At 48.7% G+C, this 20,616-nt stretch carries 19 protein-coding genes and 1 pseudogene; 16 read left to right on the top strand and 4 right to left on the bottom strand.

Features of this window, described 5'->3' with window-relative positions:
• Positions 1-41: 41 nt before the first annotated feature.
• Entirely contained in the window at positions 42-1,508 is a 1,467-nt protein-coding gene (locus tag GOM71_RS02085; RefSeq protein WP_156277985.1) for an amidase family protein, read from the top strand.
• Between the two features lie 90 nt (positions 1,509-1,598).
• Here the strand turns inward: GOM71_RS02085 and GOM71_RS02080 are convergent, their stop codons facing one another.
• Entirely contained in the window at positions 1,599-3,833 is a 2,235-nt protein-coding gene (locus GOM71_RS02080) for an S-layer homology domain-containing protein (RefSeq protein WP_156277983.1), read from the bottom strand.
• A gap of 460 nt (positions 3,834-4,293) precedes the next feature.
• Between GOM71_RS02080 and trpB the strand changes: the two genes are divergently transcribed.
• Entirely contained in the window at positions 4,294-5,454 is a 1,161-nt protein-coding gene (trpB, locus tag GOM71_RS02070; protein WP_156277981.1) for a tryptophan synthase subunit beta, read from the top strand.
• A gap of 131 nt (positions 5,455-5,585) precedes the next feature.
• On the opposite strand, the gene GOM71_RS02065 is transcribed toward trpB, so the two are convergent.
• The gene (locus GOM71_RS02065; protein WP_156277979.1) at positions 5,586-5,762 is read right to left on the bottom strand and encodes a DUF6892 domain-containing protein; all 177 of its coding nucleotides are present in this window, start codon (positions 5,760-5,762) and stop codon (positions 5,586-5,588) included.
• 167 nt (positions 5,763-5,929) lie between these two features.
• Here GOM71_RS02065 and GOM71_RS02060 point away from each other — a divergent pair, with 167 nt between their 5' ends.
• The 10 genes and pseudogenes from GOM71_RS02060 (at position 5,930) to GOM71_RS02015 (ending at position 14,644) form a co-directional block, all read left to right on the top strand.
• Positions 5,930-6,640, top strand: coding sequence for an ABC transporter ATP-binding protein (locus GOM71_RS02060; RefSeq protein ID WP_156277973.1), 711 nt, complete (start codon positions 5,930-5,932; stop codon positions 6,638-6,640).
• Positions 6,621-8,234, top strand: a complete 1,614-nt coding sequence (locus tag GOM71_RS02055; RefSeq protein WP_216651691.1) for a hypothetical protein — start codon at positions 6,621-6,623, stop codon at positions 8,232-8,234. Before GOM71_RS02060 ends, GOM71_RS02055 begins: the two co-directional genes overlap by 20 nt.
• 43 nt (positions 8,235-8,277) lie before the next feature.
• A complete protein-coding gene (locus tag GOM71_RS02050; RefSeq protein ID WP_156277967.1) occupies positions 8,278-8,850 on the top strand; it encodes a nucleotidyltransferase family protein in 573 nt (190 codons plus the stop codon).
• 305 nt (positions 8,851-9,155) lie between these two features.
• Complete coding sequence (locus GOM71_RS02045) at positions 9,156-9,530, top strand: BlaI/MecI/CopY family transcriptional regulator (RefSeq protein WP_156277965.1); 375 nt, start codon at positions 9,156-9,158, stop codon at positions 9,528-9,530.
• A gap of 3 nt (positions 9,531-9,533) precedes the next feature.
• A complete protein-coding gene (locus GOM71_RS02040) occupies positions 9,534-11,063 on the top strand; it encodes a M23/M56 family metallopeptidase (RefSeq protein ID WP_156277963.1) in 1,530 nt (509 codons plus the stop codon).
• Positions 11,064-11,471: 408 nt separating this feature from the next.
• Complete coding sequence (locus GOM71_RS02035; protein ID WP_156277961.1) at positions 11,472-12,293, top strand: GNAT family N-acetyltransferase; 822 nt, start codon at positions 11,472-11,474, stop codon at positions 12,291-12,293.
• 75 nt (positions 12,294-12,368) lie between these two features.
• A pseudogene (locus GOM71_RS02030) lies at positions 12,369-12,473 on the top strand (MerR family DNA-binding transcriptional regulator); the annotation flags it as partial.
• A gap of 19 nt (positions 12,474-12,492) precedes the next feature.
• Complete coding sequence (locus tag GOM71_RS24800) at positions 12,493-12,723, top strand: SRPBCC domain-containing protein (protein WP_367649430.1); 231 nt, start codon at positions 12,493-12,495, stop codon at positions 12,721-12,723.
• Between the two features lie 105 nt (positions 12,724-12,828).
• Positions 12,829-13,635: a TetR family transcriptional regulator gene (locus GOM71_RS02020; protein ID WP_367649429.1), complete on the top strand. Its 807-nt coding sequence runs from the start codon at positions 12,829-12,831 to the stop codon at positions 13,633-13,635.
• Between the two features lie 82 nt (positions 13,636-13,717).
• Complete coding sequence (locus GOM71_RS02015; protein ID WP_156277957.1) at positions 13,718-14,644, top strand: alpha/beta fold hydrolase; 927 nt, start codon at positions 13,718-13,720, stop codon at positions 14,642-14,644.
• A gap of 81 nt (positions 14,645-14,725) precedes the next feature.
• Here the strand turns inward: GOM71_RS02015 and GOM71_RS02010 are convergent, their stop codons facing one another.
• Positions 14,726-15,676 carry an SDR family NAD(P)-dependent oxidoreductase gene (locus GOM71_RS02010; protein WP_156277955.1) on the bottom strand — a complete coding sequence of 317 codons (951 nt, stop codon included), beginning with the start codon at positions 15,674-15,676 and terminating at the stop codon, positions 14,726-14,728.
• Between the two features lie 99 nt (positions 15,677-15,775).
• The gene (locus tag GOM71_RS02005) at positions 15,776-16,381 is read right to left on the bottom strand and encodes a TetR/AcrR family transcriptional regulator (RefSeq protein ID WP_156277953.1); all 606 of its coding nucleotides are present in this window, start codon (positions 16,379-16,381) and stop codon (positions 15,776-15,778) included.
• Positions 16,382-16,549: 168 nt separating this feature from the next.
• Here GOM71_RS02005 and GOM71_RS02000 point away from each other — a divergent pair, with 168 nt between their 5' ends.
• From GOM71_RS02000 to GOM71_RS01985, 4 genes are read left to right on the top strand one after another with little or no spacing between them, the layout of a single operon-like run.
• Positions 16,550-16,729 (top strand): hypothetical protein, encoded by a 180-nt coding sequence (locus tag GOM71_RS02000; protein ID WP_216651690.1) that lies wholly within the window; start codon positions 16,550-16,552, stop codon positions 16,727-16,729.
• A gap of 18 nt (positions 16,730-16,747) precedes the next feature.
• Complete coding sequence (locus tag GOM71_RS01995) at positions 16,748-17,845, top strand: GerAB/ArcD/ProY family transporter (protein WP_173275078.1); 1,098 nt, start codon at positions 16,748-16,750, stop codon at positions 17,843-17,845.
• Positions 17,846-17,860: 15 nt separating this feature from the next.
• On the top strand, positions 17,861-19,330 hold the full coding sequence (locus GOM71_RS01990) for a spore germination protein (RefSeq protein ID WP_156277947.1): 1,470 nt from the start codon (positions 17,861-17,863) through the stop codon (positions 19,328-19,330).
• On the top strand, positions 19,327-20,559 hold the full coding sequence (locus GOM71_RS01985; protein ID WP_156277945.1) for a Ger(x)C family spore germination protein: 1,233 nt from the start codon (positions 19,327-19,329) through the stop codon (positions 20,557-20,559). The genes GOM71_RS01990 and GOM71_RS01985 overlap by 4 nt, the downstream gene beginning before the upstream one ends.
• Positions 20,560-20,616 lie beyond the last annotated feature (57 nt).

The following is a 20,616-nucleotide window of genomic DNA, read 5'->3' as shown; positions in this document are numbered from 1 at the left end:
ATGTAGGATTACAATCCAGACAGCGAAAGTAGGTGCTCAATATGGAAAATGTTTTTGGCTTGCCAAATTGGAATAGCGAGGAAGCAACGATATTGGAGTTACAGGATGCATTCGACAAGGGAGAAGTTACATCGCGGGAGCTAGTGATGTATTACATGTATCGCATTGCTGTGTTCGACCAGGGAGGCCCTGTGATCAATTCGATCATGGAAATGAATCCGGATGCGATATTTATTGCGGAAGCATTAGATCAAGAAAGAAAAGTTACGGGAGCAAGAAGCCGTCTTCATGGTGTGCCTGTACTATTGAAGGGGAATATCGAAACAAAAGATAAAATGCGTACAAGTGCAGGAGCCTTAGCTCTGGAACACCATGTAAGCTCAAGGGATGCTTTCCTGGTCCAACAGCTAAGGAATGCAGGGGCTATTATTCTAGGAAAAACGAATTTAACCGAATGGGCCAATGGAATGTCGTCATCCATGTGGGCCGGATATAGTTCGATCGGGGGACAAACTAAAAATCCATATGGGGATCATTTTCCCGGTGGATCCAGTACGGGATCTGGCGCATCCGTAGCTGCGAATTTTACTGCTGTCGCAGTGGGGACGGAGACCTCTGCCTCTATTTTAAGCCCCGCGGTGCAGAATGCTATAGTTGGCATTAAGCCAACCGTAGGTTTGATCAGCCGTTCAGGAATTATTCCGTGGAGCTATTCCCAGGATACAGCTGGACCTATGGCAAAGACTGTGACAGATGCAGCTATCTTATTAAGCGCTCTTGCAGGAAAAGATAAGGATGACCCTGCTACGTGGAAGAATGCGCATTCTGATTTGGACTACACCGCATTTTTAGATGCAGATGGGTTATGTAAGGCAACTATAGGTGTTTTCAGAAGCGCTCCTCCAGAGAAATACTGTGATATCGGCGAATATGATGAAAAATTATTTAACGAAGCTGTGGACGTACTTAAAGCATCAGGAGCCAACGTAATCGAAAATATTGAAATCCCCTCGTTCAATAGAGAATGGGAATACAACAAAGTGAATTATGAATTTGCCCATTCCGTCGAACATTATTTGCAAAGTCTTCCCGCACATCTTCCTGTCCATAATCTGAATGAATTGATCCAATGGAATGAGCAGCATGCCGACAAGGCTTTGAAATACGGACAAGATGCATTGGAATATCGCTCGCAGCTAGCTCCTTCTTTAAAGAGTCAGACGTATATTTTAGAATCTATTACGGATTTATATGATTCACAAAACAAGGGTATTGATTATGCGTTGAAAAAGTATGGATTGGACGCGATTCTGTTTCCATCTTACGTCGGCGCTGATCTAAGCGCTAAAGCGGGTTACCCGTCCATTGCAGTGCCTGCGGGCTTCCAAGAGAATGGGAGAGCTTTCGGCATTACCTTCGCAGGAACGGCATTTAGCGAATCGACGCTTATTCGAATTGCATATGCGTTCGAACAAAAAACGAAACATAGAAGAATGCCGATGCTTTAGGATTCCCTTGCTTAAATATTCACCTGAGAGTGAAAAACAAAAAGGAAGGCACCCGCGAACGGGTGCCTTCCTTTTTGTCGTTTACGTGCCTTAAGATACGGCTATTTCGGCGAATGTCTGCGAGATTGGATTGTCATCATAGTCCAGAAGTGCGCCAGGCACGAAATTGACGCGGATGATGTCTCCGCTCTCGACCGTTACTTGGTTGAACATGAGGGATACAAAGCTGTTTGTAATATCGTCCCATGTGGCTGTGAGGCTTCCAACATCGACTGTAGTCTCATCTTGCATACCCGGATTAATGACGATGGAAGAGATAAAATCGCTGGCCGCAGGGTAAGGCGTGCCTAATGCATTTGATGCGTAATTAAGCATCAGCATGTTCAAGTCCCCGCTCGCTACAGGGGCGATGGAAATAATGTCGTCTGTCGGCATGGAAGGCGAATATAGCACCCAGGCAAATCTGACCACACGATTTGAAGCATCAAGAGCTGCAAGCGCAACCCATGTCTTGCTGCCGCTAATATCGATGTCGTCATTCACTGCATAGTTAATGCCGTTAAACACACTGCCGGCAGCCGGTGTCAAATCAGTCGTACTGTATGCTGCTACACGCCAGTTGGTCGCTCCGGCTGGCAGATCCAATCCGGTGAATTTAGCCGTATCCGGTGCAGAACCGGCTACAAGATCCGAATAATCGGTAAACAGCAACTCATCCGGCTCTGCTCCGATGTCTGAATCAGTCAGCGTAATATCGCTGAACTTGCTTACAATATCTGACGCATTTACTTCGTATAAGCCGATGTGGCTTCCTTCGGTTACGTTCAAGATGTCAGCTCCAGAAGTGTATGCTTCGCCGATGCTGCTGGCATTTTCCCCGACTTCCGGAGTGTCGATGGGAGAAGAATCTGTCACTATCCTTAAGCTGTTTCCGACTGCAGGAACATAGGTTATCTTCGTCGATCCAACAAAAGAGCCGCTAGAAACTGCATATCCTGTAATTTCTGGAGCAGGAGTCGGAGTCGCTGTTGGTGTCGCTGTTGGTGTAGCTGTTGGTGTAGCTGTTGGTGTAGCTGTTGGTGTAGCTGTTGGTGTTGATGTTGATGCCGGTGTAGAAGTTGGTACTGGCGTAGCTGTTGGTGTAGATGTAGATGTAGGTGTAGGTGTTGGCAATTTGCTATCGATTGTGAATATCTTGCTTACTGAAACACCACTGTTGGAAATAATACTCAGAGAAACACGGTCGTTCTGTTCCAAGCGTGACGTGTTCAGTATGGCCGCTTGCTGCCCTTCATCCCAGCTGGCAGCTTCATTGCTGGCCACTGTTATATCGGCCGAGGTGAGCTGCATGACTTCGCCGTATTGGTTGAAGCCCTCTGCCGGTATAGCCACGCGAGGAGCGATCGGAATATAATCCGATGCATATTTGAAGTTTAATTTGGTTAATTTCTCGTTCATTACATCCACATTAGCGGTTAAGGTCACTTCAGCGTTCGTGGTGATTCTTGCGGTTATCGTATATTTGCCTTCTTTCAATGGCTCCGAGAAGGTCAGCGTATAGCTGCTCGAAGAACTCGGAGCGGCCTGCGCGCTGACCGAGGCACCGTCCTTCTGAACGGTAATATTGACGGTTTCATTACCTGCAGACTTGTTGAAATCCACCTGTAGTTTTTTAGCGCCGATTGCCTTAGCGGACATGACGGTCGGATTATTCACATTTTGGAAAGCACCTAGTCCATTATATGCACCTACAACAAGGTCTTGGCGGGTAGCGGGCCTAGCTCCGTCAATGTCATCCGGCAAAACCTTATTGGCTATCGCTTGCTTCACCGCATCGGCGTACCAAGGAGTTTGTGTGATATCCGGCTTTTTGCCTAAACCCTTGACCAGCACTGTAGCGAATTGTCCGATCGTTACATTGTCTCGCGGCTCGAATTTATTATCTCCGACCCCATCAATGATCCCCGCCTTTCTAGCGGCTTCAATGAAAGGGATCGCCCAGCCGTTAGAGCCGTTCTCTCCGCCAACATCTGAGAAAGAAGATGTAGTATTGGTTGAATCAACCGGGAGGTTGTAGATTTTTGCAATGATTTTGGCCATTTGTGCGCGTGTCATGTTGCCATCGATATCAAAGTTGTCGCCGCTGCCACCGTCGAATATACCCTTGGCAAGCAAAGCATCGATTTTAGCCTTAAGCGTGTCGTCAACCCCGGCTAAATCTTTGAAATCGGCTGAGGTTTTGGTATTGGCATGGGTGACTAAACTTGGCATAAGCAAGCTTACGGCAAGAGGGAGAAGAAGCAATTTCGATAATAATTTTTTCAAAAGCAAGCGCCCCTTTGACTTAGATAGTTCCTCTACTATTACTTTCGGCGCATTTATGCGATTTAGTTAGTTCTTTTTTGCTAATTTTTGTCGATATTTTTGTTGTTGATTAAGCTTGAATACCTCGAAATATAATATCCAGCTGGCTGCGGAAGGCGTCTCGCAGCGGTGTGTTGAAATTCCCTCTTATCCGTTATCATCCCGCTTAATATCAATACTGACTTTCAATTAATTGAGGAGCTTGGCATCGGGCTGGCGTTTGCGATTTTGATTGATGCTATTCTAGTCCGCACGATTCTCGTACCCGTATTAGTGCAGTTACTGGGGAAAGCGAACTGGCGAAGCTTTCGGGAATGGCTGCGTATCCTAATCACTTTCCGATAGGGGAGTCATAGAAATCATAAATATGGTAATATAGCTTTGAAAGATTACCATTTTATAATAAATGGAGGCGCTTACTATGGACCAACCGTTGCAGCAAGAGGGATATTTCGGAGAATTCGGGGGCAGCTTCGTTCCGCCGGAATTGCAGGAAGTGCTGGACTATTTGAGCGAACAATTTAACAAGTTTAAGGATGACCCGGAATTTAAAGAAGAGCTTAGCTATTACCTGCGTGAGTACGTTGGCCGCAAGAGCCCGTTGACTTATGCGGAACGGCTGTCCAAAGCATGGGGCGGGCCTAAAATTTACTTAAAGCGCGAGGATCTGAATCATACCGGCGCTCATAAAATCAATAATGCGATTGGCCAGATTTTGCTCGCCAAGCGGATGGGCGCAAAGCGGATTATCGCTGAGACTGGCGCTGGACAGCACGGAGTCGCTACGGCAACGGCGTGCGCGATGTTTAATATGGAATGCGTCATCTACATGGGAGCTGAAGATACTCGCCGTCAGGCGCTTAATGTGTTCCGGATGGAACTGCTCGGCGCGACTGTCGTGCCGGTCGATAAAGGCCAGGGTCGTCTGAAGGACGCCGTGGATGAAGCGCTGGGCGATCTCGTTCGCAATTATAAAAATACGTTTTATTTGCTCGGTTCCGCAGTTGGCCCGCATCCGTTTCCGACGATGGTCAAGCATTTCCAAGCGGTTATCAGCGAAGAATCGAAGCAGCAGATTGTGGAGAAGGAAGGCCGTTTGCCGGATGCGGTGGTGGCATGCGCAGGCGGCGGAAGCAATGCAATCGGCGCATTCGCTCACTACATCGACGAGCCGAGCGTCCGCTTGATCGGTGTTGAGCCTGACCAAGCGCCAACCTTGACGGAAGGGGTGCCGAGCATCATTCATGGTTTCAAATGCCTAGTGCTGCTAGACGATCAGGGCGAGCCGCGGAAAACATATTCGATCGCTGCGGGACTCGACTATCCGGGCATCGGACCGGAGCACAGCTACTTGAAGGTAACGGGACGCGCTGAATATGCAACCGTTACGAACGAGGAAGTGCTCGCAGCTTTCCAGGAACTGTCCCGCACAGAGGGGATTATCCCGGCATTGGAAAGCGCGCATGCAGTTGCCTACGCGAAGAAGCTGGCGCCGACGATGAGTCAAGATCAGATTCTGATCGTCAACCTGTCCGGTCGCGGCGACAAGGACGTTGAGCAAGTGTTTCAGATGATCAAATAATGTATTCCGTACAGAGCACGGGAGAAGGTGTGCCGTTGCTCTGTATTTTTTTCTAATTGCTAATCAATCTGCACTTCGATTCCTTTCTGTTTCATCGGTTCGAGCACTGCGGGCTTAACCATGCTAATCCACTAAAAATACGCTTCATTGCCTCCGTCAAAGCATAATTCCGTAATTTTATCCAAGTCGGATTGCTCTATTATGAGATTTTCGATATAGGCGTACATTTCGTCAATCGGGCCTTTGCCGGAGTACCATTCGTAAATCCTCGTAAAAAACCATAAAGAACAGCCTCCTATTTTATACATGAACTGCATTCTTATTATAGCTGCAGGTCCAACAAGAGGGATAGATTAGTAGTACAAACACCAGTCCGGCGACGAGCGGCGAACGCAACTTTTATAAAGGGCGATTCGTATAAAATCCGTATGCATAAGGGACGAAATGGAAAATAAATCGTTCGGGAGGTTACGAATTGCAGCTTATTTTAGATCAGATCGTTAAAACCTTTGACGAGAAAAAGGTGCTTCAAGGAGCCGAGTATCGGTTCGAGAAGGGGAAAATTTACGGGCTGCTCGGCCGTAACGGCGCGGGTAAAACGACGCTGTTTAACGGCTTGAGCCGGGAAATTCCGCTGGACAGCGGCAAGGCGTGGCTGGAGCAAGACGGCGTTAAGAGGGAATTAACAGACACCGATGTCGGGTATGTCTATTCCATGCCCATTCTGCCGGAGTTTCTGACCGGTTATGAATTCGTGCAGTTCTTTCTGGAAGCGAATCCGAGCATGCAGCGGAAGGATGCGCCCATCGATGAATGGTTCGATCGGATGCGGATGAGCAAGGAGGATCGGCATCGTCTCATTAAGGGCTATTCCCATGGCATGAAGAACAAGCTGCAAATGCTGCTTTTCCTTATATCCAAGCCGCCGGTCATTTTGCTGGACGAGCCGCTCACGTCATTCGACGTCATTGTAGCGCTTGAAATGAAAAATATGCTGCGTGAAATGAAAAGCGATCATATCCTGATCTTTTCTACGCATATTTTGCAGCTGGCGACTGATTTGTGCGATGAATTGGTCGTGTTGAACAAGGGCCGGTTATCCTCGGTGCCCTCCGAGCTGCTGCACAGCCCGGAGTTCGAGCGCGAGGTGATCGAACTGCTGAAGGATGATCCGACCCATGCTTAAGGCGTATCGACTGCTGCTGGACGTATCGGTCTCTTCCTTTCTGAATAGGACGATCTATTATTTGCGCCGTTTGCCGCTTGTCGGCCGTACGATACCGGAGTCTCTGTATGGGGGCTCAGATTGGAAACGGGCAGCTGCCATTATCGTGTTGATCGTGCAATTGCTGTGGGCCGCAGCCAACAAAATGATTTATTTGGGGCTGATGCTGTTCCTGCCTACAATGGCTATGCATGAGGACGCGCCGGCTAAAGATCCGCTCCAGCTGTTTCTCGCCATGCTGCTGCCGCTTAGTTTTCTGACGGCATGCATCTGGAATGCGCGGGTGCTGGAGCCGAAACGAGACAAGTATGTCGCCGTGAAGCTGCTGCGCGTTCCGGCGACGATTTATATGAAAGCGACACTGTCTTATCGCTATATTACGTTTTTCTTGTCCTTTTTGGCCGCGCTGATGGTATTCTTGCCGCTGGTTGGCGGGACGGCGCTGGACGGCGCGCTTGCCGCTGCGGTTCTTACGGCATGGCGTCTGCTTGCGGAGTGGCTTCATCTGAAGCTGTTCGAACGCATCGGCAAAGCGATAACCCGGAATAACGCCATTGTCTGGCTGAGCATTCTCGGCGGCGGGGCGCTGGCTTACGTGCCGCCGCTGCTCGACATTTCACCGGCTTACGGATTGTTGCTGCTTTCATGGCCGATTGCGCTCCCGGTTATAGCGGCAGGCACTGTATCTGCAGTGCTGCTGGCGCAATATAAGCGTTACCCGGAAGCGGTAGAGTCGGCGACGAAACGGGATGATCCGCTGCTCAATATCGGTCAGTTCATTGCCGATTCGAAGAAAGCTCAAGTGGCGACAAAGGCTGAAGACTATAAGGAAGAAGAGCTCGATTCTGTTGGTCAGGCAACAGGATCGCACGGCTATGGCTATTTGAATCGTCTGTTCTTCCGCCGTCATCGCCGCCTTGTGCGAAAGCCGCTGCTGAACCGGCTGATGCTATGCGCTGGAGCGGGCGCTTTAGCTTGTGTTGTCCTTCTGCTTCTTGATTCGGGGAACGGCTGGTCGGTAGCTGATCTTGCACCGTTTCTGCCTTTCTTTGCCTACAACCTATATGTCGGCGAGAAGCTGTGCCGGGCGATGTTCTATAATTGCGACATGCCGCTCATGCGTTACGGCTTTTACCGGCAAGCGGCATGGAAGCATTTTGCGATAAGGCTTGTTAGACTGTCTGGCATGAACGTATTGCTTGCGGCAACGATTGGCGCCGTATTAACGCTGGCTGCAACGATTGCCGGAGTGCTGCCTGCTGCGGGCGATCTGGCTGCATTATGGACGGTGCTGCTCTCGCTGGCGATGTTGCTTTCGGTCCATCATTTATCGCTGTATTACTTGCTGCAGCCCTATACGACAGAAATGGATGCGAAAAACCCGCTGTTTTTTATCGTGAATATGATTCTGTCCGCATTGTGCGGGGTGGCGATCGTCATGCGACCGTCGCTTTCGACGCTGGCCTTCATTACGGTCGGTTTGCTGCTTTTTTATATGCTTGCGGCTTTTCTGCTCGTCCGCCGTTTCGGCGCGCTGACGTTCAAAATCAAATAATGGGAAGGCAAGAGGATGAATTTGAAGGAGTGGAACCGTCAAGTTGGATAATGATAGACATCAGCTGATTTTAATTATGGAACGCAGCGAATTTCTTAGGGAGACTCTTCATCGATCTAAAGCTTTGGAGCTTGGGACGTATTTTGTTGGGGCTGGATGTATTACGCAGACGGTATGGAACCATTTGACCGGACGGCCTTTAACGTACGGCATATCGGATATTGACCTTGTATATTTCGATGCAGCCAATCTCAGCTTTGAAGAGGAGGACAAATGGATAAAAAAAGCGTCCTTGAGCTTTAATGATATTCCGTTTCCTGTTGATGTTAAAAATCAAGCAAGGGTCCATCTTTGGTACGAATCCAAGTTTGGCATCAAGCTGAATCCATATCGGTCGCTTGAAGAGGCCATTTCAACATGGCCGACAACGGCTACTGCTTTGGGGGCGCGCGTCGAGCAAAATGGCGATTATCGCATTTACGCTCCCTTCGGGCTGGAGGATCTGTTCACCCTTACGTTGCGGCCAAACAAAAAGCTGATTACTGAGGATGTATATGATCAGAAAGTAGAGAAGTGGAGAAGCAAGTGGCCGGAGTTAAAGGTGATTGAATGGTGACAACTGTTTGTAAGCAATAGCAAGAGCCGCCGGTGCTGCCGGCGGCTCTTGCTATTGCGCCTTCGCTTTAATTAAGTCGTTGCCATTAATGTCGCTTCTGGCCCGAAGCTCTCTAATTTTCATCTGCGATGACTCTGTAAATCGGAATTCGGTAATTTTGTTCGTAATTTAATAGATTTAGCTGCGAGGAATATATTGACAATATAAGACTACAAGTGTAATCTTAGGAAGAGGATTACACTTGTAGTCGATTAAGTGTGTTTGAATCAAAGCAAAATAAAGCTTGGGTTTCGGGAGGCTATTGAATGAACAATCTGCCTAATATTTCGGATTCGGAATGGGACGTCATGAGGGTCGTATGGAATGCTTCGCCGCTGACCGCTGCGCAGATCATTGAGCGATTAAGCGGAAGCAAGACATGGAAGCCGAGAACGGTGAAGACGTTAATCAGCCGGCTTGTACAGAAGAAGGCACTAGGCAGCATCAAGGAAAACCGTGAATTTGCTTACTACCCGTTGGTCGGGGAAGCGGAGTGTCTGCGGGAGGAAAGCAGATCCTTTCTCAAGCGCATTTACGGCGGATCCCTTAAGCCGATGATGGCGCATTTTTTGGAGCATGAAAGCCTGTCCCCCGAGGATATCCAGGAACTTAAAGCTATGCTGCAAGAGAAGGAGAAGTAAGCGATGACGATCGGGGTCCAGTTATTCGAACGAACGCTGATCTCCTCTCTGGAAGCCGCTTTAATGGTCGGAGTATTATTGCTTCTGATCAGATTGCTGCGCGGTAAGCTGACTTCGGGGTGGCGGTACGCACTATGGATGCTGCTTATTGCGAAATTGATTCTCCCTTGGATGCCTGGCGATTTGGAGAAAGAGCTGCATTGGCTGCGGTTCCCCGAAAAAGTAGAAGTGCATATGCCTATCGTTGATCAATGGGACATCTCTATGAGCTCCGCCAACAAAGAAGCTCAATCTCAAGCATTCCAGTCCGGCGAGCTTGTTAATGCTGCGAATAAATGGCCTCAACAAGAAGCTGGCAACAAGATGTTCCTGCAGCTTGCGGCATGGGTATGGCTGATAGGTGTTGCAGCAGTTGTTGTTTCAATAGGATCAAGTTATTTAGCAGCCTTATTCGCAACACGCGTTCATGTCGAAGTTCAGGTTCCAAGCCATGTACAATCGTTGTATTTGCATGTCCGTAGTCAGATGGGGATTCGCAGAAGCATCGCTTTAAGGTTAACGGACTCGGTAAATACGCCGACGTTGTTCGGATTGTTCAGGCCGACCGTATTAATTCCGATGCATTTAGCGGGACGGTTGGACGAGTCGGATTGGGAATGTATCTTCAGGCATGAGCTGACGCATTTCAAAAGACGGGATGTTATCGTGAATACGGCATTTGCGCTGTTGGCCGCATTACATTGGTTCAATCCTGCGATCTGGTATGCGCTGCATCGCCTGCGTATTGATCAAGAAGAAGCTTGCGACGCTTCTGTGCTGACCCGGGCGGAGCTCAAAGAATCGTATGCGTCCTGTATCGTCAAAGTGTTGGAGATTAGCGTTTCGCGCAGGCAGGCGTCCGCGGGGGTAGGATTTTCCGGTTATAAAAATCAAATGGCGAGGAGAATTACAATGATCAAAGACTTTAAACCGGCAAAGTCTCGGATATCCATTCTGGGGCTGACCATCATAGTCATTGCTGCTTTGCTGCTTCTGCCTTCTGCATTCGCGGCTGGCAAGGAGGAGACTGGAAATTCCAATGAAGTGCCGCCATCTGAACAGGCATCGTCTGCTCCGCAAGTATTGGAAAAGCCAACTTCAGAGCCTCTTTCGTTTAGTATGCCGGCGGCCGGCAAAGTTACGGTACCTTTCGGAATCCGGATCCATCCCGTATCTGGGAAAGAGAAGCTTCATGACGGCATTGATCTGGTAAATAAAAAAGGAACGCCGGTTTATGCGGCGGCAGAGGGTGTTGTCATCAAAGCCGAATACGTCCCCGTTAATGGGATGACCGTCGTCATCAAGCATAATAATAGCTGGACGACCGAATATCGGCATCTTTCGGAGCTGAAGTCGGTTGAAGGACAACAGGTGAAATCCGGCGATCTGATCGGTTTAATGGGCAGCACGGGACAAGCAACGGGATCGCACCTCCATTTCTCCGTCATCAAGGAAGGAGTCTATATCGATCCGACAGAGGTCTTGCGTCCATAAAATATGAAGGGGCTGTTCCGACAGGGGCAGCCTCTTTTTCATAAGTGCAACGCTGTAAGGCAGAGCTATATATCGGATTTTAGGGACGGAAAGGAATCTTTCTATTAGATGCGCGGTGGCCCGTCGTATGTTGTGACAAGAACATCTTTGCAAACTTAATGCGCAATGGTAAAATAAAGGAAATTATCGAATGGGTGGTTGTTTAGTGTCTGTAGTTGTTCTTAACTAGTGAATTGAATAAAAGGGGTTTCCGATGCGATGGTAGCGTCAAAGCGGACGTTTATTTGTGTTGCATCAATGGCCTCTTATCTAGTTAAGAACCGAGTATATCATTATGCCTAGGCAAGGAATGGGGATATATGTCTCGTTCTTTGCCTTTTTTATTTGAGTAAATAAGGAGAGATTGATATGTTCAAACTAAACAGCCCTATCGTAAAGGATACCTCCCGTGAATCCATGATTCGCGCGATAGAAAACAGTTTGTGTGCTTACCCTCATTTTCTTTCCCGGTTGCCCGGCGCTGTTCTGCATGATCGTGAGGACTTGCTATGGATCGCGTCCGGCGTGCCGATTTATTTTTATAACGGTGTGTTTAGGAGCCGTTTTCCATCAAGTTCTGACTTACGCCGTCTCGTAGATCATGTTATTGCTGAATATGAAAAAAGAAAGCTGTCGTTTATTTGGCAGTTAGGCCCATCGTCGCATCCTGCCAATCTGGATCAGCATCTTGTTGCAGCCGGATTTCAGTTTGATGAAACCGAGCCCGGCATGGCGCTGGATATGGACGCTTTTGAAGCCGAAGACATGCCAATGCCTGCTGATTTTACGATAAAAAAAGCAGTCGACGAAGAGATGCTCAAAGACTGGGTAAGGGTATGGGCATTCGGAGCACCCGACTATATTGCTCTGACACAGCAAGTTCATTTGCAATTAGGCTGGGGAGAACCTTGCCACTATTTTATCGGGTACTTAAACGGCAAACCGGCAGCTACGGTTATGCTGTTTCTTGCAGCAGGGGTGGCGGCCATCCACCATGTAGTTACGCAGCCGGAAGCTAGAAATCGCGGAATAGGAACCGCGATGACAGCTTATGCGCTGAAAGAAGCTAAGCGAGCAGGATATCGCATTGCCATTCTAACAGCCTCTGAAGAAGGACTAGCTATTTATAAGAGACTTGGTTTTCAACCATACTGTTCGATCCACAAATATGTGTACCATGTTAAAGATTAAGAGAAAGGATATTGCACCTTACGTTACGTCATCTTTTATATTGATGGTACCGTTAGCGCTAACGAGGGAGTTGCTATGAAACGAGATTGGAAGGTAGGGGAGCTTTCGCATATTACGGGGCTTACCATACGAACGTTGCGATTTTACGATCAAATCGGTTTGTTCTCGCCATCCGGCCAGTGATTATCCGAATCGCATTGTGTTTGAGGAGATCATTCCTCAAGAGCGCATCGTACTTAACCATTTGGATACACCCGAATTTCAGGTAACGGCCACTTTTGAGGAGCTAGATGGAGGAACAAAAGTGACTTTTCGCCAGTTGTTCATGCAATCAGCAGTGTTCGAGCGGTCCAAAAGCTATTGTGTCGAAGCTAATGAGCAAAATTTCGATCGGCTTAATAATCTGCTTTTTGAATATAATCATATGTAAAAAAGGGGGGTGCCGGAAGGCACCCCATTTAAAATTGACAATATGATCCAAATTAAATATTATAATAGCATACCTATTAGTATGTAGATGACAGGCGGGGCTGCTGTGAAAAAAAACGATATCATAATGCAAGCTGCGTTAAAGCTAGTGTCGGAGCGGCCGACTGACCAAATTGGATATGTCGATATTGCAAAGCTGGCAGGCGTTCATTGGACGACGGTTCGAAGGCATCTTGGCAATAAGGAAAATATGAGGGAGCTGCTTGTTGAAAGGCGAGAAGAGCAAGGGCACAGCTACGCAGATACTCGTACTCGCGTTTTAGATGCCGCGATTCGGGTATTCGCCAAGCATGGATATGCGGGGGCGACAATGGATCAAGTAGCAGCCGAAGCGGGACAAACGAAAAGCGTGGTCTACTGGCATTTCAATAACAAGAGTGATTTATATTTGGCCATTTGCGAGAGAAATATGGCCATTCAAGCGCAAATGCTTCCTAGCCAGGTGGAGGCGATGATCCGCAAGGAAGATCGTGTGAAGGCTTTAATGGAATGGATGCAAGGCCAAGTGGAAGGGTGTCTTCCTTCGGATACACCGATGTTGTTTTTCGAGTTTTATGCAACCAGCCGCGATCCATTGATTAGAGAGCAAATAAGAAAGATTTTTGAAAATTTTTATAGCCAAGTATCAGAAATCTTTCGGATTTTACAGCAGCAAAAGGTTATTCGAAACGATATTGACCCTCATTCATTGGCCGTGTACATTCAAACGGTGATTAACGGTTTGCTGCTCTCATGGTCACTGGCACCTAAGGAACTGTCAATCGAGAGATTCTCTAGAGACGCCGCATTGCTGCTCTGGAATGGTCTGTCGGTAAGTGATAATAGTGTAATAAAGGCTTCATCGAACGAGTGAGATGGAGTCTTTTTTATAGCATTAACATACTCATTAGTATGTTAACAATGCCTAAATGATCTATTGAAAGGGTTGAGCGAAAATGGGATTCATCTATCTGTACGCTTGCTTAGCTGTTTTATTAGGGTTATACGTATACACGATAAGCGCGATTAAAAGAGTAAAAAGAATCTACCCTCCTGCAGGCAAGTTTGTAAGTGTAGAGGGGGTACGTCTTCATTATCATGACCGCGGCAAGGGCAGAGCCATCGTATTATTGCATGGCGGGGTGTTACAGGGGAGTGATTTTACCCAGGTCATGGATATTGCAGTGTCAAAGGGATACCGGGTATTAGCGTTTGACCGTCCCGGCTACGGCTATAGTGATCGCCCTAAGAAGCTTAGGCTTACTCCGGAACGGCAAGCTGAATTGCTCCATTTGGCGTTAAAGAAAATAGGGGTGGAGAAACCGATTCTTGTCGGCCATTCATGGAGCGGATTAATGGTGCTTTCTTATGCTATGCAGCACGCTGACGATCTGTCGGGAATTGTTGTTTTAGGCGGGGGGATGTATAAGGAAGGGTATCCTGCAGAGAAGGGGGATCCGATCTCAAAAATCGTTACCGCTCCTATTATCGGAGATATTGTGATGGCGACGCTATTGGCAACCGTAGGGAGAATGATGGCGCGCAGCATGCTGAAAGCAACGTTTGCGCCTGAGCAAGTTCCTCTGGACTACGAAAAAGAAGCGTTGTCTTTCTGGCTTAGGCCTTCTCAGTTTAGAGCGAATCGGGAGGATGTTCTCGCTTTTGTCCCGGCGGCCGATCGGCTCAGTGCTCATTATAAAAGCATTCAAACACCCGCTGTAATTGTGGTAGGGGAGAAGGATCCATTTCCAACTCAATTGCATAGTTATCAGCTGCATGCCGAGCTGCCCAATAGTACGCTTATCGTGTTGAAGGATGCAGCCCATATGATTCCCCACCATCATCCGAAAGCCGTCATTGATGCGGTGGAAACGTTGATGTGATTATGCAAAACGCATAGAGACAAAGAGACAAAGAGCCCTCCTGAGAAGGATGGCCCCTTGTTAAATTTGGAAGGAATTCAACTACAGATCAATCCCCATGTTGACTTTCGCGGAGCTCCAACGCCACAATTCCGCCGCGCGGTCCCGACTATACGATTCTTCGGACGAAGGGATCTCCTTGGAGCCGTCCCAGTAGGTGCCGCTGACAAGCGGGCTGCGCAGCGTCAAGTTGGCAAGATCGGCGCCGGATTGCTTGGTCGAGCGGATGCCTTCACGGAAAAAACGTGTAAGAGGCAGTACGTGGTTCCATACAAATCGAATAAGAGGGCTGTATTCTCTAGGAAGCGAGGAGTCTTTGCCCGGCATCATGCCAGGATTGAAAGCGTTGATAGCGATGGCGCGATTCGCTTGCTGTAAAAGGCGGGAGAGTTCGTAGGTGAAATAGAGGTTGGCGAGTTTTGACGTCGTATAGCGGATGCGGCCTTGCTCCAAAGGCGATAGGCCGGAGAGCGCTTTGTCGATCTGAGCCGGGTCGGCCATCGTTGAGGGATGAAAGTACCTTGGCGCTGGCATTCCGGTTTTCGTGCGGATATCGTGGGCGTCGCTGCTGACGACGATAATGCGTCCGTTTTCCGCAAGCTGATCGAGCAACAGTCTGACGAGCAAAAAATGGCCTAAATGATTGATGCCGAAAGTCGCCTCGATGCCGTCATCGGTCGTCTGAGTGCCTTGCACATTCTGAACGCCCGCATTGCAGACGATAGCATGCAAGGGCGGTAAGCCCGCAAGCGGCAGCCGAGCGGCAAATTGCCGAATGGATTCCAATGACGCCAGATCCAGCACCATCGCGCTGATATTGGCGTTCCCGGTTTTCTGAATAAGCTGCCGAACCGCAGTCTCTACTCGTTGTCGGTTCCTTGATGCGATAATTAGATGCAGATTTGAATCGGACGCCGCGATCGCCTGGGCACAAGCATAGCCTAACCCGGCATTGCCGCCGGTAATGAGGATGGATTTAGCCGCTTTGTTCATATCCATTATCTCCCTTGCTTTGGTTTATATACGATACGATACATCATCGTATCGTATATTGTCAATATAAAACCTCGCCGTCTTGCAGCGAGGTTTCGACTATTTGCGTTTTATTCCGTTCAACAGAATATTAATGCCGGGTTTTAATTGCTGTTCCAGATCGTTCGAATGCGATTTGAACAGCAATTGGTACATGACGAAGGCGATCATAAATTCAGAGACGAGATCCAGATCCGCGTCATCTCGAAGCTGTTCCGATTGGCGATAGCTCTCCAGCAGAGTCGATATTTCCTTCGTTGTCGGCAAGGAATGGTTTTCCCAATACGATTCCGAAATTTGTGTGCTGCCGGATAACGTAGACACTAGCAAGGACAGCATTTGTCTGCCGAGAGGGTTGTTCATTCGGTTGGCGAAGCTTCGGGCCAACTCGAGGATGGCGTCAGGAAGCTCTCCTTGAACAGCCGTATTCAAACTTGGCTTCAGCCGCTCGAGAGAATCGACAATCAAAGCTTCTTTATTGGCCCATCGCCGGTAGATGGATGTCTTGCCTACGCCCGCGCGCTGGGCGACCATTTCGATGCTGAGCTTCTCGACTCCGACTTCCGCGAGCGAGGCGAGCGTCGCATCAAGGATGCGGTCATGCACTTCCATGCTTCTCGGACGGCCGCGCGAGGCGCTTTGTTCGGGTGTCTGATTGGAATTCATGCGGACCCTTCTTTGCAAAAGTTTTGTTGATAGTATATCACATTCGAGACTCGGCATCGGCAAACCATATAAAAAATTGCATAAACGACGATCTGTTGAGGGACAATGTAGCGAACAACATTTTCCATGAAAGAGAGATGAAGCCATATGCTTACAGCTGTTTTTTTCATGATTACTTGTGTCTTGTACGCGCTCGTCTATCTGATTGATACGATCGGATTGGAGAAGAATGAGGCAACTGCATTTCCGGTAAACGGCACACATTTCCAAATCGCCATCTTTATCATTGGCTTGTCCTATTGCCTATGGATGGACTGGCGCCGTCACGCTTCACGCAAGCAAAACTAATCGATGGGAGACGGAAGAATGAGGGAGGCAAAATTTCAAGTCTCGCCCGTACAGCTGTTTGCTGTCATCCTATTGTTCGAACTGGGAAGCGCCATCGTCATGAATGTAGGATCGTCGGCCAGGCAAGACGCCTGGATTTCGATTGCAGCAGCTACTGTCATAGGTGCGGGGATATTTGTCTTTTATCGAAAGCTGCATGACAAACAGCCGTCGCATGACTTGTTCGAGCTTGTTCGATTATCGTTTGGGCGTTGGCTGGGAAGCTTTGTTATAGCGATGTACGTCATCTATTTTCTATATGACGCGGCGAGGGTCATGCGGGATTTTCTTGAGCTGTTAATGAGCGCCGTACTTGAAAATACACCGGTCGAAGTGCTTGCATTCTCAATCTCGATCATCATTGCTTACATGATCTGGCTAGGTTTCGGCGTTATCGTAAGAACGGCCGAATTCTTTTTCCCCGTTATCATAGGCATTACACTCGTCCTGTTCCTATTGATTCTGATCGACCGGGATTATCAGTTTTATTATTTGAAGCCGGTGCTGGGGGACGGACTGATGCCCAGCTTATCCGCTATCTTCCCGACACTGATTACGTTTCCTTTCGGCGAGTTGATTATTTGTCTCGTTTTTATGAAATATTTAGCGCCGGCTTTCCGACGGGGGAAAGCATCCATTTTCGCGATCGGCGTATCCGGCTTGATTCTGACCATTGCTGCAGTTATGGAGACGATATCGCTTGGCGTGCAGATGAAGGAGCGCGCGAATTTCCCGTTTCTCGTTACGGTGCGCGACGTTTCATTCGGTTATTTTTTCGAACGGATGGAGATGATCGTTGTCTTTGTCATGTTCATTACCATACTTGTGAAAGTGTCGCTGTTTCTGTTCGGCGCGCTTAAAGGCATTGAGCATTTGTTTCGGGTGAGCTATCGCACAGCGGCATTTCCTGTTGCATGCTTAACGGCTATTTTTTCGATCAAAATAGCAGATACATTTGCGGAGCATACACTTGAAGGACTAACGTTCACTCCGTTTTTCATCCATATTCCGATGCAGTTCATCATTCCGTTAGCCATGTTCGTCATTCTGAGCGTGAAAAGAGCCGGACAACGTTAAGAAAGGGGAATCGCGATGAAAGCAGGATGGAGGGAACGCAAGGAAGAGAGCGGCTTAACTGCCGCGCTCGGCACAGATTCTGAGCAAACCATGGTTCAATTGCGCGAGCTGTTCGGCAATCCGCCTGATTTTCAAGCCGCGGCAATTCGAATCGGTACGGCCAACGGATTTATATGCATGCTCAAAACGTTGAGCGATCACAAGACGATGTCGGATAAGCTGCTCATTCCGCTTATGGAAGAGAGTTCGGAAGGGAACATTCCTCTCCAATTTCAGCAACTGGAGCAGTTGAGGCAAGAAAGGCTGGGGGTACTGCCCTTTGTTTACGCAGCAACCGTTCGAGAAGCAGCCGAGCGAATGCTGGCTGGCGACGCGATTCTGCTGGCCGAGGGGGTAGATAAAGCGTTGTGCATCGAAATTGGCGGCGCGGCGGTTCGAGCGATTGAAGAATCGAAGTCGCAGCGCGTCAACCGCGGGTCCGACGATGCATTCACGGAAGCGATAGATACGAATATCTCACTGATTAGGCGGCGGCTGCGAAATCCGCTTCTTCGGATCGAGCCGTTCACAGCAGGAGATGAGACCGGAACTTCAATGAGTTTAGTGTACTTGGAGAATGCGGCTCCCCCGTCCCTGGTGGCCGAACTCCGATCGCGATTGAAGGCAATCCAAGTGAAAGCGATCTATGATTCCGGAAATGTGGAGGAGCTGATTAAAGACAAGGGCTCCTGGTTTTTCCCGACGGTGCTCGATATAGAAAGACCGGACGCGGTAGCTTCCTTGCTGGTGGAGGGCCACTGTGCTGTCATTGTGGACGGCAGTCCATTCGTGCTCATCGGACCGGCGGTATACGGAAATTTCTTCATATCTGCGGGCGACTATTATGTGCTGCCCGTTTTTGCCAATATGATTCGGCTGCTGCGGCATATTGCGTTTATGCTCTCTTTGTTTCTGCCCGCGTTATATCTTTGCGTTATCAATTATCACTCGCAGATCATTCCGACGGCCTTGCTTTACTCTATTAGCGGGCAAGAGCAGGGCTCGCCTTTTCCGACCGGCTTTATGCTTGTTGCGATGACGCTCATCTTTGAGGTGCTTAGGGAGGCAGGGACACGAGTGCCGAAAAATATCGGCCAAGCGGTTCCGCTCGCGGGTGCGATCATACTCGGCGAAGCGGCTGTCCAGGCCGGTATCGTATCAAGCATGATATTGATCGTGGTAGCTTCGACAGAGTTATGCGGGCTGGTCACGCCTCACTATGAATTCAGCAGTACGGCTCGAATCATCCGATTCGGCATGCTGTTGCTTAGCTCGATACTAGGCATATACGGCGTATTCTTAGGCACGGCTGCCCTAGTCATCCATTTGACGAGCTTGCACTCGTTTGGCGTTCCTTATCTTAAGCCGTTCGCTCCGTTTCGAGGGAAGCAGCAGAAGGATATGCTGATACGGCTTTCGCTTAATAACGAGGATCCGTCGAGATGAGCAGGAATTATGCTGGACAGGCCGTTCGAATGCTTATCGTTTGCATATTCAGTTTGTTTGTAACGGGCTGCTGGGACATGCGCTCGGCTAACGAGTACATTATTGTAAGCAGCATGTCCGTGACTCCCGGCGAGCAAGCCAATTATCATGTTTATTTGCAGGTCATTAATGCGCTGGAGTTTGCATCCTCTCGCGCCAAAGGAAACAGCCCAACCTATTCCATGGATGCGGAAGGAAATACGATGGATGAAGCTTTCAGCCGAATAGAGCGAAAAACTTCCCGCAAGCTCGAGCTAAGCCATATGATGCTGCTCATTCTGGATGCCAATCTGCTTGCGACGGACAAGGGGCTCCTCTTTTTCGAGTTTCTTGAATCGATGAAGGACATTCGCAACGATATTCAACTGGTTGCCGCTCATCGAGTAGGCGCAGCGGAATTTACGAAGCTCTATTTCCCGGAGAACCGAGTATCGGCGGTGAAAGTAAGAATGGGTCTCGACTCCGTTGAAGCGAACTGGGGAGGCTCGCCCAATACGAATTTGAAGCAATTCATTGCGGCAGTCACGTCGGAAGGCCGGCAGCCGGTAATGTCGTCCGTTACGATTGAGAATCCGTCGGAGCAGCAGCAGTCGTTGGACGCAGGGACGAACACGGACAGGTCCACTGAATTGATAATAGACGGGACAGCGGTCATGCGCGGAGCGAAGCTGCTCGGGTTTTTGAATACAGAAGAAACGCGGAATTTGCTATGGACCCAGGATCGGATCAAGAACACGTCCTTAACGTTACAGTGCGGCGACGACCAATATGCGCAAGTGCGAATCGGGAGGTCCAGGACGCGCCTGGACGTCAATTATGCCGATAATCGCCCCAAGATCAAAATCAGCATCCATGTCGAAGGGGCCGTAAGCGAGAACCAATGCAAATCGATCATGCTGAACAAAATGTCCGGATTTGAACAAATCCGGAAGCTGACGGAGAAGGATATCCAGAGCCATATCGAAGCAACGGTTGCCAAGGTTCAGAAGAAATACGCCGTCGATATATTCGGGTTCGGTGAGGAAATGAAGCGCAGCCGTTATCAAGCATTCAAGAAAGTGAAGTCGCATTGGGATGAAGAATTCGCCAAGGCAGACGTGTCTGTAAATGTGCAGGCTGCCATTATGCGAGACGGAATGATTTCCGAGAACTTATTCCAGGATATTCCTGAACAATCGGACTCGGAATAAGGGAAGAGGCAAAGGGGCTGGCGCATCGCCAGCGCCCTTTTTTTTGCATTGAAATTA

It is taken from the genome of Paenibacillus sp. NEAU-GSW1, assembly GCF_009737085.1.
In the GTDB taxonomy this organism is placed as follows: Bacteria; Bacillota; Bacilli; order Paenibacillales; family Paenibacillaceae; genus Pristimantibacillus.
The sequence above is the reverse complement of the archived record's forward strand: the minus strand, read 5'-3'. Positions and strand labels throughout refer to the sequence as shown.

Bases quoted from the DNA above. Each gene is read 5' to 3' on its own strand.
- GOM71_RS02085 (WP_156277985.1), top strand. From the start codon at position 42: ATGGAAAATGTTTTTGGCTTGCCAAATTGGAATAGCGAGGAAGCAACG.
- trpB (WP_156277981.1), top strand. From the start codon at position 4,294: ATGGACCAACCGTTGCAGCAAGAGGGATATTTCGGAGAATTCGGGGGC.
- GOM71_RS02065 (WP_156277979.1), bottom strand. From the start codon at position 5,762: ATGTATAAAATAGGAGGCTGTTCTTTATGGTTTTTTACGAGGATTTAC.
- GOM71_RS02055 (WP_216651691.1), top strand. From the start codon at position 6,621: ATGATCCGACCCATGCTTAAGGCGTATCGACTGCTGCTGGACGTATCG.
- GOM71_RS02045 (WP_156277965.1), top strand. From the start codon at position 9,156: ATGAACAATCTGCCTAATATTTCGGATTCGGAATGGGACGTCATGAGG.
- GOM71_RS02040 (WP_156277963.1), top strand. From the start codon at position 9,534: ATGACGATCGGGGTCCAGTTATTCGAACGAACGCTGATCTCCTCTCTG.
- GOM71_RS02035 (WP_156277961.1), top strand. From the start codon at position 11,472: ATGTTCAAACTAAACAGCCCTATCGTAAAGGATACCTCCCGTGAATCC.
- GOM71_RS02015 (WP_156277957.1), top strand. From the start codon at position 13,718: ATGGGATTCATCTATCTGTACGCTTGCTTAGCTGTTTTATTAGGGTTA.
- GOM71_RS02010 (WP_156277955.1), bottom strand. From the start codon at position 15,676: ATGAACAAAGCGGCTAAATCCATCCTCATTACCGGCGGCAATGCCGGG.
- GOM71_RS02005 (WP_156277953.1), bottom strand. From the start codon at position 16,381: ATGAATTCCAATCAGACACCCGAACAAAGCGCCTCGCGCGGCCGTCCG.
- GOM71_RS02000 (WP_216651690.1), top strand. From the start codon at position 16,550: ATGATTACTTGTGTCTTGTACGCGCTCGTCTATCTGATTGATACGATC.
- GOM71_RS01995 (WP_173275078.1), top strand. From the start codon at position 16,748: ATGAGGGAGGCAAAATTTCAAGTCTCGCCCGTACAGCTGTTTGCTGTC.
- GOM71_RS01990 (WP_156277947.1), top strand. From the start codon at position 17,861: ATGAAAGCAGGATGGAGGGAACGCAAGGAAGAGAGCGGCTTAACTGCC.
- GOM71_RS01985 (WP_156277945.1), top strand. From the start codon at position 19,327: ATGAGCAGGAATTATGCTGGACAGGCCGTTCGAATGCTTATCGTTTGC.